At 57.9% G+C, this 13,090-nt stretch carries 8 protein-coding genes; 2 read left to right on the top strand and 6 right to left on the bottom strand.

Going from position 1 to position 13,090, the window contains the following annotated elements; all coding sequences use genetic code 11:
• Positions 1 to 47: 47 nt before the first annotated feature.
• From ACONT6_RS01875 to ACONT6_RS01855, 5 genes are all read right to left on the bottom strand, one after another.
• Positions 48 to 1,634: an alpha-N-arabinofuranosidase gene (locus tag ACONT6_RS01875; protein ID WP_428820192.1), complete on the bottom strand. Its 1,587-nt coding sequence runs from the start codon at positions 1,632 to 1,634 to the stop codon at positions 48 to 50.
• A gap of 135 nt (positions 1,635 to 1,769) precedes the next feature.
• Positions 1,770 to 3,677 carry a family 43 glycosylhydrolase gene (locus ACONT6_RS01870; protein WP_428820191.1) on the bottom strand — a complete coding sequence of 636 codons (1,908 nt, stop codon included), beginning with the start codon at positions 3,675 to 3,677 and terminating at the stop codon, positions 1,770 to 1,772.
• A 15-nt stretch (positions 3,678 to 3,692) separates the two neighbouring features.
• Positions 3,693 to 5,645 carry a glycoside hydrolase family 97 catalytic domain-containing protein gene (locus tag ACONT6_RS01865; protein ID WP_428820190.1) on the bottom strand — a complete coding sequence of 651 codons (1,953 nt, stop codon included), beginning with the start codon at positions 5,643 to 5,645 and terminating at the stop codon, positions 3,693 to 3,695.
• A 92-nt stretch (positions 5,646 to 5,737) separates the two neighbouring features.
• The gene (locus tag ACONT6_RS01860) at positions 5,738 to 6,688 is read right to left on the bottom strand and encodes a glycoside hydrolase family 43 protein (protein WP_428820189.1); all 951 of its coding nucleotides are present in this window, start codon (positions 6,686 to 6,688) and stop codon (positions 5,738 to 5,740) included.
• Between the two features lie 54 nt (positions 6,689 to 6,742).
• Complete coding sequence (locus ACONT6_RS01855; RefSeq protein WP_428820188.1) at positions 6,743 to 7,798, bottom strand: glycoside hydrolase family 43 protein; 1,056 nt, start codon at positions 7,796 to 7,798, stop codon at positions 6,743 to 6,745.
• Positions 7,799 to 7,987: 189 nt separating this feature from the next.
• Here ACONT6_RS01855 and ACONT6_RS01850 point away from each other — a divergent pair, with 189 nt between their 5' ends.
• Together ACONT6_RS01850 and ACONT6_RS01845 are read left to right on the top strand one after the other, a co-directional pair.
• Positions 7,988 to 9,052 carry an arabinan endo-1,5-alpha-L-arabinosidase gene (locus ACONT6_RS01850; RefSeq protein WP_428820187.1) on the top strand — a complete coding sequence of 355 codons (1,065 nt, stop codon included), beginning with the start codon at positions 7,988 to 7,990 and terminating at the stop codon, positions 9,050 to 9,052.
• Positions 9,053 to 9,475: 423 nt separating this feature from the next.
• The gene (locus ACONT6_RS01845) at positions 9,476 to 11,938 is read left to right on the top strand and encodes a beta-L-arabinofuranosidase domain-containing protein (protein WP_428820186.1); all 2,463 of its coding nucleotides are present in this window, start codon (positions 9,476 to 9,478) and stop codon (positions 11,936 to 11,938) included.
• 207 nt (positions 11,939 to 12,145) lie between these two features.
• Here the strand turns inward: ACONT6_RS01845 and ACONT6_RS01840 are convergent, their stop codons facing one another.
• Complete coding sequence (locus ACONT6_RS01840; protein ID WP_428820185.1) at positions 12,146 to 13,060, bottom strand: SMP-30/gluconolactonase/LRE family protein; 915 nt, start codon at positions 13,058 to 13,060, stop codon at positions 12,146 to 12,148.
• Positions 13,061 to 13,090 lie beyond the last annotated feature (30 nt).

The raw sequence follows: 13,090 nt of genomic DNA, 5'->3' as shown, positions 1-13,090 counted from the left end.
GCAGAACTGCAACCCTTTTTATTGGGATTGATTTAGGGATTGCTCGCTTAATCGTTCAAAGCTACCACCAGCACAGATTTCGCCGGCACCTGTAGTTGCAGCTCCCCGGACGCTTCGCCTTCGGCGCGGTACTTCGCCGGTTCCACCTGGCGCGGTGCATCAAACGTATTGCGCGCATCCATGGCACTGGCGGTGATCAGGCGGCCGCTGGCGGCGGTCACCTCCAGGCCTTTGACATCCACCGAAACGGTCTGTGCCTGGTTCGGGTCCAGATTCACCAGCGACAGGTAAACCTCACCATCCTTGCCGCGCGCGGCAGACGCGCTGATACCCGGCAGGGACTGGTCGCCCACGCGATAACTGCGCGGATTTTCAATCTCCAGAGGCAACGCGGTGGCATCCTGGAACACCTGGTACAGGTCGTACACATGGTAGGTGGGGGTCAGTACCATCTCATCCTTGTCGGTAAGGATCATCGCCTGCAGTACATTCACCATCTGCGCGATATTGGTCATGTGTACCCGGTCCGCATGTTCGTGGAAGACGTTGAAATTCAACGCGGCTACTACCGCATCCCGCAGAGTGTTCTGCTGGTACAGGAAACCGGGTTCGCGCCCTTCTTCCGGGTTATACCAGGTGCCCCACTCATCCACGTAGAAGCCGAGCTTTTTCTCCGGATCGTTTTTATCCAGCACTTTTTTATTCAGGCGGATAAATTCATCCATGCGCAGGGTCTGCCACAGGGTAGAGAACCACTGGTCTTCCTCGAAGCCTGTGGACTCCCCCTTGTCCTCCCATTCACCGGTAGGCAGGGTGTAAAAGTGAAAGCTGATACCGTCCATCTGGCGCTGGACATTCTTGCTCAGGGTGTCGGTCCAGGAGGTATCGGTGGTGTGGCCGCCACTGGCAACAAACTTGGGCTCGCTACCGCGCGGTGTTTTCAGGAAGGTGGCAAAGTGGTTGTACAGGTCCGCATAGTAAGCCGGTCGCATATGGCCGCCGCAGCCCCAGGCCTCGTTGCCCACACCAAAGTAAGCAATCTTCCACGGCTCATCGCGGCCGTTTTTACGGCGCTCTTCCACCACCGCGGAGTTGCTGGTGCCGGTCATGTACTCCAGCCACTCGGCCATCTCGCGCGGGTTACCGGTGCCCAGGTTGCCGTTTACATAGGCTTCCGCTCCGAGCAGCTCCACCAGCTCGAAAAATTCGTGGGTGCCGAAGGCATTGTCTTCCTCAACCCCGCCCCAGTGGGTGTTGACTCGCACAGGGCGCTGGTCACGCGGGCCGATACCATCGCGCCAGCGGTACTCATCGGCAAAACAGCCTCCCGGCCAGCGCACCAGAGGCACATTGATTTCCCGCAGCGCCTCGATCACATCGGTGCGGAAGCCGTTAATATTTTCGATATCCGAATCCTTGCCGACCCAGATTCCCTCGTAGATACCGCGCCCCAGATGCTCGGCAAACTGTCCGTAGATATCGCGGTGGATGGTGGCGCCCGGTTGGGTAGTATCGATGGTGATACGGGGATTATCCTCCGCAGCAAGCACCGACACCGACACCGACACCGACACCGACAGGCTGGTCGCCAGAACGGCGAAGTATTTTTTCAAATTTCTGCGCTTCGGCTTCATGCTTTTCTCTCCATTATTGTTATCAATCAAACATCACATAAAAAAAGGGGTGGTCTACATTGCTGCAGCCACCCAAGCCCGATAAAAACCGGTCACACACTCACTAACGAATTACTAACTTTGCTGGGGCGGAGCTCAGCCTTGCGCGGGTACCTCACGCAGCTGGAACTTCTGGCAGTCGTTATCCGCCGCGGGCGCCTGGGCAAAGGTATTGCCCTCAGCCAGGCCGCAGTGGGCCAGGTCCAGGTTGTGTTTGCTCTCGCGGTTCTGGATCTGCAGGTTGCCGTCCGCCAGCGGCTGCAAGCGCCACTGACTGCTGGTACCTTCACAGTTGCCGAGTACTGCCGGCGCGCCGGGTACCACAGCGTTGTCGGCAATGGTCATGCACTGGTCACCAGTCTGGATTTGCACAAAACCTTCGTCCGCCGGCGCAATGCTCCAGCGCTGGCAGGACTCGCCCTGCCAGGCTCCCTGGCTAATCTCGGCACCGCTGGCGCAGCCACTGGTCTGCAAAACTCGACCGCTCTGTACGCTGGCAATCGCCACCTGTTCCGCAGGCTGCAGGGACCACTGTGCACAGCCATCGCCACTGCAATCTTTCGCAACCAGGGGCTCGCCGGTTTCGCGGTTGCGCAGCTGCACCCATCCGTTTTCGTCCTGGTCCAGGCTCCAGCGCTCGGCTTCGGTATTGGTCCAGGGTGCCAGCTCGCTGCTGGCGTTGAGGAAGTTGCCGCTGGTGGCGTTGGCCAGGCGATAGGCACCATCGGCAGTGTTATCCAGTACCCACTCACTGTCGCTGGATTCACAGGCACCGGTACCCGCGCCGGTCAGGCACTGGTTGTTTGCGGCGTTGGCCAGCTTCCAGCGGGCGCCCTGCACCTTGGTGGTGATAGGACCATTTTCGCCGGAGGGCAACTTCTGGAATTCGCCTTCCGGTACGGGCACGCCGAAGTTCGGGGTGCCGTCGTCGCTCCAGGTGAATTTCTGTGCGCGCACGGAACGGGTTGCACTGCAGCCATCGGTTTCTTTGGAGTTACCGTGGTAAACGATCCAGTCTTCCGTACCGTCCGGCGACTTGAAGAAGCCGTTGTGGCCCGGGCCAAATACCCCGTTGCCGCGCTGGAATACGGGCTCCGGATACTTGGTCCAGTGATCCGGATTCATCGGATCGTCACCGGTCAGTTCTTTCATGGCCAGCTTGTAATCCGGCGTATCGCAGAAGCTCGCGGAGTAGATCATGAAAGTGCGACCGTCCTTCTTCAGGATTTCGGCACCTTCGTTTACCTTGCGCCCACTCTTCTCCCACTCCGCTTCCGGACGGGTAATGACCACACGCGGCCCCTCGATAGACCAGGGATTGGTCATCTTGGAAATCCAGTTCAGCTGTTCGTCGCCCACCCATTCGGACCACAACAGGTAGAGCTCGCCGTTGTGCTCGAGATACGTGCCGTCGATGTTCCAGCTATCCGGCATCGGCGAGCCCTTGTACACATAGGGGCCCATGGGGTCGTCGCCAACACTTTCCAGCACCGACAGGTGCTGGTGATCCAGGGTGCCGTGCTGGCCGGAGGTGTACATCAGGTACCAGCGCCAGCCGTTGGGACCGTTCAGGCGGTGAAATTCAAACGCCCAGAAATTACAACAGCGCGCCGGATCGGTATCGGACCAGATATTTACCGGTGCCGCAGTTGCAAGACCATCCAGGGTCGGGGATTTACGCATGACCAGCTGGGAGGTCCAGGTGGTGGTAGTGAGGTAATAATTGCCGTCCCAGTACTCCAGCCAGGGATCGGCGCCATTGGCAAACAGCGGGTTGGCGAACATACCTTCCGGGGCACCCGCCTGGGTATCGACCTGGGCAGGCTGGGTGACCGGCGCGGTACTGGCGGATTTGCCTTCAGTCTTTGCTGCAGATTTGTCCGAGTCATCTACAGATGGCTGACAGGCGGTGAGCGCTGCCAGGGCTACACCGGCAGCAATACTTTTTGGGATAAGGCCATCGGGGGTAAAACGGGTCAGGCTGAAAAGTAACTTACTGGGCATTGTTCTACCTCGTTATCAATTTTTGACCAGGGAATCCGCGGGGAAGACCATCGCAAATCCACCATTGGCATTCATGGAAACTTTGACACTGGCACCGCTTTCGAGCTCGTTGCGCACCAGTGTGCGGGCGTCGTCACTATCGCTAATCACGCTGCCCAGACGGGCACCGATAAAGGAAAGGTCCAGCTGTATATTTCTTTGCTCCGATGTTGCATTGATACCGGACACATACCAGTCACCTCCACTGCGACGGGCGATAACCGCGTATTTTCCCGGGTAGCCACTCAGCAGACGGCTCTCATCCCACACTGCGGGAATATCCTGCAGGTAGTCGCGCACAAACTGTGGGACACCTGCCATGCCCTGATCGGTTTCGGCTATATGCTGCAGGCCGGAGAGGAACAGCACCGGCAGGGCCAGTTCGAATCCGTTACTGGTGTGCCGATTTATATTGGGGATTTCAGAAAATACCGTGGGGGTAAAATCCATCGGGTCAAAGGCGTTGCGGATAAACGGCAGCATCGCCATATGTGCGGCAGCCTTATCCGCGGAGTCCTGCATAAAGGTGATCATCTCGAAACCGTGCACCGCTTCCGCCGTCATAAAGTTGGGGAAAGTGCGATGCAGGCCGCGCGGCAAGGTAGCCCCGTGGAAATTCACCAGCAGCTGGTAGTCCGCAGCATCACTGAGGATCTGGCGGTAGTAGTCGATTACCGAGACCCCGTCGCCTGCAAAGAAATCCACCTTGATACCGGCAATGCCCATCTCCTGCAGGCGGGCGAATTCTGCGCAGCGCTGGGCGCGGGTCAGCAGTTTTCCCTTGGGCGTATATTCGGTTTTATTCCAGGAGCCGGACGAGTTGTACCACAGCAGCAGGCCCACATTTTTCTGCGCGGCGTAGTCGGCCAGCGCGGACATTTTTTCGTAGCCGATATTCTGATCCCAGTTCACGTCTACAAGCACGTACGGCCAACCCATACTGGATGCGTAATCGATAAAGCGCACCTGGGTCGCGTAATTGACCGAGTCATCTTTCAGCAGTGCCCAGCTCCAGCTGGCGATTCCCGGCTTGACCCAGTCCATCGGCGCGATGGCGGGCTCGGCCAGGTCAGTACCCAGCGTGGATTCCACAATGGTATCCAATCCACCCACCGCGATAATCCGCCAGGGAGACTTCAGCGGTAGCGGTGATTCGGCCAGCAACGCGCCGTCGATATAGCGCTCAGCATCCATTGGATAACCGATGCGGAATTCACCGGAAGTCGCTTTACCCTGCAGGCGCGATGCGTGATAGCGACCATCCATCCCCGCTTCGGTAATCAGCGCCCAGCCACCCTCGGTGTTGAACAGCGCGGGGAAAACCCAACCCGCTTCACTGCCCGGAATATCGGTGACCGGAACATCCATATGATAGTGCTCTTCATAAGATGGGTTGGTATTCATCCAGCCGGTCTGGGCCACAGCAACCGGCTGCAGCCAGGCGCGCGCACCGTGGGTGAAAGAGAAACTTGTGGTTTCTGCCTGGAAGGCCCTGGCCACAGTAGTCTGTTCTGGCAGGCGGTACTGAAACGCGACGCCGTCGTTGGAAACGCGGAAGGCGATATCCAGTTTGTTACCCGCATTATTTTGCAGATGGAAAACCTGTTCCACAGCGGTGTAGGTATTGCGACGACGCTTGCCCTGGCGCAATTCGTACTCCGTGTGCACCAGTGTCGGGTTGCTTGCAGAAAGCAGTTCCAGATCCGTACTCAGGTCACGGTCATCCAGTACGATGCCGAGTTCGGAAGTATTCAGCACCGTGACCTGATTGCGACTTAGCGCATAGCGGGCCTCCCCGGTTTCGGTCAGGGAAAACACAACCGACAGAGTGCCATCGGGGCTCTGCAGCGTATAACGCGTGTTGTGCTCACAGGCGGTGATGACCAGCAAGTAGGTCAGCATCAGCGCCGGGATCAGGATCTTTTTCATCGCGGTAATATCGATTTATCGTTTATTTTCTAGTACCACAGTTTTTTCGTTCAGGAGCCCGCGGCAAGCAGGCTCCTGAAAAGTAGCGCCAGTTATTTAACGGGCGCCACGCCCTCGGACGTCATCACCACCCGCTTGATGGTGCCGTCTTCGTTGTAGTGCAGGTCGTCGATACACACAGAGCGGCGGAAGCTGCCGCCCTTCTCGGTGCCGCCATTGTGATAAATAAAGAATGAACGGTCTTTGTAATCGATGATGGACTGGTGGTTGGTGTTCGAGTTACCCGCCAGCTCGTTGAGAATCCCCTTGTATTCCCAGGGGCCCTCGATGGACTTGCTCATGGCGTAGCCGATTTTCTCCGGGAAACCCATGGCATAGGTCAGGTAGTAGTAATCCCCGTGCTTGTGCGCGTACAGGGCTTCCGTGAAATTCGGCAGGTCCAGACTGTGAATCGGGCCATCCAGCTCGATCATGTTGTCTTTCAGTTTGGCCCAGCGCGGTTTGGTGTTGCCCCAGAAGAGATACGCCTGACCGTCGTCATCGATAAAGGCGGCCGGATCCAGGTCATCCCAGTCGATTTCGGTATCCGTGGTCATGTCGTTGCTGATCAGTGCCTTGCCCAGGGCATCCTTGAACGGGCCAGTGGGGCTATCGGATACGGCAACGCCGATGGCAAAACCGGGCTTGGTCTCATCGTGGCGCACTGTGGTGTAGAAATAGAACTTGCCGTCCTTCTCCACCACATGGCTGGCCCAGGCGTCGCCCCTGGCCCATTTGAAATCTTTTACCGCCAGCGGCGAGCCTTCGTTTTTCCAATTGACCATATCTGTGGAGGAAAACACCAGCCACTTGTGCATTTCGTAGAAGCCCTTGTTGTCCTTGGCTTCATCATGGCCGGTGTACAGGTAGACGGTATCGTCGTACACCATGGCCGCAGGATCCGCAGTGAGCACTTCGGTAATGGCCGGGTTGGCAGCGTGACTGGTGGCAGCAGTGGCTGCCATTCCCACAGCGGCAATCGCAGTCAAAATTTTATTCTTCATACTCTCACTCACTTCTTTGTAATCGGTTTTTATTCGTTATTCACGGGCCAGCCGTCAGTCACCGGCGTGCTGGCGAAAGTCCGGCATCCCGTTTTCATCCCAGTACAGCGGGCGCACGCGCGTTGCGCGGTTGCCATCAGACAAAGGGTTGCCCTTGATTTCGCGATAGTCCCGGGCGTGGTAAATCAGCAGATCGGTCTCACCATCTTCCGCCACGGTGAAGCTGTTGTGCCCCGGGCCAAAGCGCTTTGTCTCGGCATTGGTATGGAACACAGGCTGCTGAGCTTTGTGCCAGCTCTGCGGATCCATCAGATCTGCGTCCGCGTCGGCCCACAACAATCCCATCGCATAGTTAGCATCGGTGGCGCTGGCTGAATAACTGATGAAGATGCGTCCGTTCCTTTTCAGTACCGCCGGCCCTTCATTGACCTTGTGGCCGCGCGTCTCCCAAGCAAGGTCCGGCTGAGAGAGGGTGATTACCGGCAAACGGATCTCGGTGGGTGATTTCATTTCTGCCATCAGCAGCAGCGACCCCAGATCATCCTCGACGTCGTACTGCGCCCAGGCCAGGTAGCGTTTGCCCTTGTGGGTAAAGGTGGTAGCGTCGAGGGAGAAACTGTCCACCGGGGTGGCGATCCGGCCCAGCTCCTGCCATTCGCCCTGCAACGGGTTGTCCGCGCCATTGCGCAGCACATACATGCGGATGTTCCAGGGGTTTTCCGCCTCACCGGCGGCAAAGTAGATATACCAGGCACCGTCGATACGGTGGAGTTCCGGGGCCCAGATGTGGGCACTCATGGGACCGGAGGCATGCTTGCGCCACACTACTTCCGCGTCGGCCTGAGGGAGCCCGGCGATGGTGGCTGAACGGCGCAGCTCGATACGGTCATATTCCGGGACGGTAGCAATGAAGTAATAGAAACCGTCGTGGCGCAGCACCCAGGGATCCGCCCGTTGCGCCACCAGTGGCGAGGGGTAAGCCCCAACTTCGTCTATTACTCCATTAAGGGTATCTGAAGTGGGTTGCGCGGTCGGCGCGGCTAGCGCACAGGCGGAGAGCCAGATGCAGGCACAGCCGAGCGCCCGGGAAAGCAGGCTTCGGAGTTTCATCGCTAATATCGTTATCGTTGTAATCTTGTTTTTATGCGCGGCTGCCGGGGTAACTTCCCGTGGCAGTTGCTGCGTCACGAACAATATTATTATACTACTAATAACTGAACAACCCCGCATCAACCCATTGGGTCCGGTCGGGGTTGGTCTGATGAGAGCAATACAACACTTATAAATAGAGAAGCCGATATGTTCCGACTTCCCGCTGCACTGAGGCCGGGCTTCCGCCCTATGGCCGCCGTTCTCGCCGCCTGCCTCGCCCTGCCCCTTGTCGCTTGTGCGGACAGTGATGCCAAGCCACAGCGCCAGATCGATGTACACGATCCGGTAATGGCCAAGGAGGGGGATACCTACTACCTGTTCAGTACTGGCCCCGGTATCACCATTTACAGTTCCCCGGACATGAAGCACTGGACCTATTCCGGTCGTGGCTTTGACGGCCAGCCGGACTGGGCCAAGTCTGTCTCTCCGAGCTTCAATGGTCATTTGTGGGCGCCGGACATCGTTGAGCACGATGGCCGTTTCTACCTGTACTACTCGGTTTCCGCGTTCGGCAAGAACACTTCGGCGATTGGCGTAACCGTATCCCCTACCCTGGACCCGAACGCTCCGGACTACGACTGGGAGGATCAGGGCATCGTGGTGCGTTCAATCCCGCACCGGGATCACTGGAATGCGATTGATCCGGCGGTGATTTTCGATAAGGACGGGACGCCGTGGATGAGTTTCGGTTCTTTCTGGGAGGGGCTGAAGCTGGTGAAGCTGGATCCTTCCCTGACCAGGCTGGCGGAGCCGCAGGAGTGGCACACCATCGCGCGCGGTGATCGCCAGAAATATCAGCCTGTGGATAAGGCGGGCTCTGAGGAGCTGGAAGCACCGTTTATTTTCGAAAAGAACGGTTACTACTATCTGTTCATCTCCCGCGGACTCTGCTGCAAGGGCGATGACAGTACTTACCGACTGGCGGTGGGTCGCTCCAAGTCTGTCACCGGCCCGTATCTCGATAAAGACGGTGTGGATATGGCCAATGGCGGCGGTACACCGCTGATTTCCGGTAACGACGCCTGGCCGGGGCTTGGGCACAACAGCGCTTATAGCTTTGACGGCAAAGATTATCTGGTTCTTCACGCTTACGAGTCTGCGGATAACGGACTACAAAAATTGAAGATCATGAATATCGGGTGGGATAAAGATTTGTGGCCCGTCGTTGATCCGGCTGAGCTGGATGCTTACCAAGGATTCAAGGTTAAGTAGTGCCGGAAGGTTATCAGGACCATTCTATTTGACCTTGGGGCGGAAAAGCACTGGGTGGAAGTTTTTGATACCGGGCTAGGCGCCCCCCTGGGAATACATCCCTGTACGCTGCGTCGGCGACGTCCCCGTCGCCGACGCTTCCGAAAACGAATACCCAGCACTCGACCTTAACTTTTAGTTTTCTTACTTCGTTGGCCGCGTTGCTTTCAGAGTACTGAACCCCGAATCGAAGGAGCTACTGCCGGTAACTGTTTGCGAGACCGTATGCGGCCTGGACGGCCGCATCCGAGCCCCCAGGGATGGGTTTACGGCGTGTCTCGCAAACAGTTACCGGCAGTAGCACCGCCACAAGATCCCCTACAAAGCACCAAAGGCCACAAAACCAGACGCACCAAAACAATAAATTCAAACAACGAGAAGGCGATGAAACAAACAATCCTGAGCCTAACCCTTAGCTCCATCATATTTTCCGGCTGCTCACAGAAAGAACCCATCCCGCCATACGAGATGGAGACTTTCCCTCTCGACCAGGTGCGCCTGTTAGAGAGCCCGTTCAAACATGCTCAGGACACCAATATCCAGTACGTACTGGCCATGGATCCGGATCGCCTGCTCGCGCCCTATTTAAAAGAAGCGGGCCTCGAACCCAAGGCGGATAACTACGGCAACTGGGAAAACACCGGGCTCGACGGACATATCGGTGGACACTACCTCACTGCCCTCAGCCTCGCCTGGGCTGCCACCGGCAACAAGGAAGTCAAACAACGCCTCGACTACATGCTCAACGAGCTAAAGCGCGCGCAGGACAAAAGCGGCGATGGCTATCTGAGCGGCGTGCCCGGCGGCAAGGCCATGTGGAATGAACTGGCCGAGGGCAATATCCGCTCGGACCTGTTCACCCTCAACGACAAATGGGTCCCGCTCTACAATATTCACAAAGTCTATGCCGGCCTGCGCGATGCCTATGTCTATGCAGACAGCCAGCAGGCGCTGGATATGCTGGTCGCCCTGTCAGACTGGGGCGCACAACTGATTGGCAACCTGTCAGATGCGCAGGTGCAGCTGATCCTGAAAAGCGAACACGGCGGCCTGAACGAAGTCTACGCAGACGTTGCCGAGATCACCGGCGAGCAGAAATACCTCGAGATCGCCAAGCGCCTCTCCCACCGGGAAATCCTCGAGCCACTGGAACAACACCAGGACAAACTGACCGGCCTGCACGCCAACACCCAGATCCCCAAGGTGATCGGCTACAAGCGCGTGGGCGACCTGGCGGGGGATGAACAGTGGCAGGACGCGGCAGAATATTTCTGGAATGAGGTAGTGGAGCATCGCACCGTCGCCATCGGCGGCAACAGCGTGCGCGAACACTTCCACCCCACCGATGACTTTGCACCCATGGTCGAGGATGTCGAAGGGCCGGAGACCTGCAATACCTACAACATGCTGAAACTCACCCGGATGTTGTACCTGACCGAGCCGGAAACCCGCTATATCCGCTACTACGAGCGGGCGCTCTACAACCACATTCTCTCGTCACAGAACCCGGACAACGGCGGCCTGGTGTACTTCACCCCGATGCGCCCCAACCACTACCGCATGTACTCGCAGCCGGAAGATGCCATGTGGTGCTGTGCGGGCTCGGGGATCGAAAACCACAGTAAGTACGGCGAGATGATTTACGCCCACCGCGGCGACGAGCTGTTTGTGAACCTGTTTATCCCCTCCACCCTGGACTGGGAAGCGAAAGGCATTCAGATCAAGCAGGAAAATCATATTCCGGATACCGAGAGCACCGCGCTGACGATCAGCGGCAGCGGTCAGTTCCAACTAAAACTGCGCTACCCCGCCTGGGTCAACGACGGCGCCCTCAGCCTTGCTATCAACGGCGAAAATATCGCCGTCGCGGAAAAGCCCGGCAGTTACATCACCATTGAGCGCAATTGGAAAAACGGCGACCGCATAGAGGTCAACCTGCCCATGCATCCGGAGGCGGAACAGCTGCCGGACAAATCGGACTATTACGCCCTCACCTACGGGCCGGTGGTACTGGCGGCCAAGACGCAGCCGTTTGCAGAGGAAAAGCTTAACTTCCTCGCCGATGACAGTCGTATGGGGCATATCGCCCAGGGCCCCATGTGTCCCCAGGAGTTGACGCCGATGTTTGTCAGCGGGGATCGGGACTTTGTCAGCGGCCTGAAACGCCTGCCCGGAGAGGAACTGCGCTTCGCGGCGCCGGACAGTCTGCAGAGCGCCGATATCCAGACCCTGAAGGTGGATACCGCGGCCTCGGGGTTGCCCGCGCTGAACCCCAAGGCCGGCAGCGAGCTGGTGTTGATTCCATTTTTCCGCGTCCATGAGTCGCGCTACAGCATTTACTGGCCCTACAGTACACCGCAAGGCCTGGCGGCCAAGCAACAGCAGCGGGAAGCCGAGGATCGTGCACGGCTGGCACTGGTCCGTCAGACCATCGACAAGGTGGCTCCCGGGGAGCAGCAGCCGGAAGCGGACCATTTCTTTGCCGGCGCCGGCACCGAGGCTGGGGTTCACCGCGGTCGTCACTGGCGCCACGCCAGCGACTGGTTCAGCTATCAGCTGAAGGATCCGGAGCAGGAAGCGCAAACCCTGCGCATCACCTACTTCGGCCTGGATAACGGGCGCAGTTTCCGCATCCTCGCCAACGAAGTCGAACTGGCCCAGGTCATGCTGGACGGCAGCCGCGGTGATCAATTCTTCAGTGTGGATTACCCGATTCCCGCCAGCGTGCAGCAAAAAGCGGCAGACGGCGTGATCGAACTGCGTTTTGAAGCGGCGGAAAACTCCGTGGCTGGCGGTATCTACGGCGTGCGCCTGCTGCGCGACGACAGCAGCGCAAGCGGCGGCTGACGGCCACACCTGTAGACATCAACAAGAACACCCTTGTTGCCCGGCGCGAACCCCGTTCGTCGCCGGGCTTTTTTTGGCACTTTTTCGCATACTGGCGGAGCGGTTAAAAGACATAAAAAATCCCCGCGCGGCCAGGCCGGGCGGGGATTTTTTTAATATGGTGCCTTCCAACTACAAGCAACTACAGCCAGCTATTGCCAATTACTTTCAGGCCGGCTCTGCGATCTTGTCCAGCAGCTGGGTGGTGCTGAAGCGGAAGCCCATTATGCCCTTGAACGGTGTCTGGAATACGAACATGTTACCCGCCTGCCACTCCCGATCCAGGGTCCACTCATTTAGGGATTCCTTGGCGGTGGTAACAAACATCATATCCATATTCGGGCCGCCGAAAGTCACGCAAGTAGGCTGGCTGACAGGCACCGGCACCGCACCGGCGAGTTTACCATCCGGTGCGTAACGCTGAACCCGGGCGCCGCGCCATTGCGCGGACCACAGGTAGCCGTCGGCATCGACGGTGGCACCGTCCGGGTAGATACCGAACATGGTACGTGCGAAGAGTTCACGTTCACCGATATCTCCGCGGCGCGCGTCGAATTTGTAGCGGTAGATACTGCGACGGGGGGAGTCGGCAAAGTAGAAGTGGCTGGAGTTCACATCCCAGCAGCAACCATTGGAGATGAACACATCCTTCTGCTGCTCACTGACCACGCCGTTGGGTTCCAAACAGTAGAGGATACCGGCGGCGTCTTCGCGGCCGTCTTCCGCCATGGTACCCGCCCAGAAGCGGCCCTGGCGATCGATCTTGCCATCGTTAAAACGCAGGCCTGAGCCTTTCTCCAGCAGGGTTTTCTGCCACAGGACCTTGCCGCGTCGGTAATCAAACAGCGCAAAGCCGGTTTCAAACGCGGCCACAATACAATCGTCGCGATCGGTAAAGCCAAATGCGCACAGTCGCTCAGGCGTGTCGAACACTTCCAGTTCGCGCCCTGGCCAGGTGAGCCGGTATAGCTTGCACTCGTGGATATCAGTCCACCAGACACTCTGGTCCTTGTGGTTCCACAACACCCCCTCGCCAAGGGTATTGCCCACTTCGATTGCATCTATGCGCTGTACTTCGAGCATGAGTGCCCTCTTTTATTATCGTATTTCTTA

Origin of the sequence: Microbulbifer sp. MCCC 1A16149, from assembly GCF_050368945.1 — a bacterium.
Taxonomy (GTDB): domain Bacteria; phylum Pseudomonadota; class Gammaproteobacteria; order Pseudomonadales; family Cellvibrionaceae; genus Microbulbifer.
This window is presented reverse-complemented; position numbering and strand designations above follow the sequence as displayed.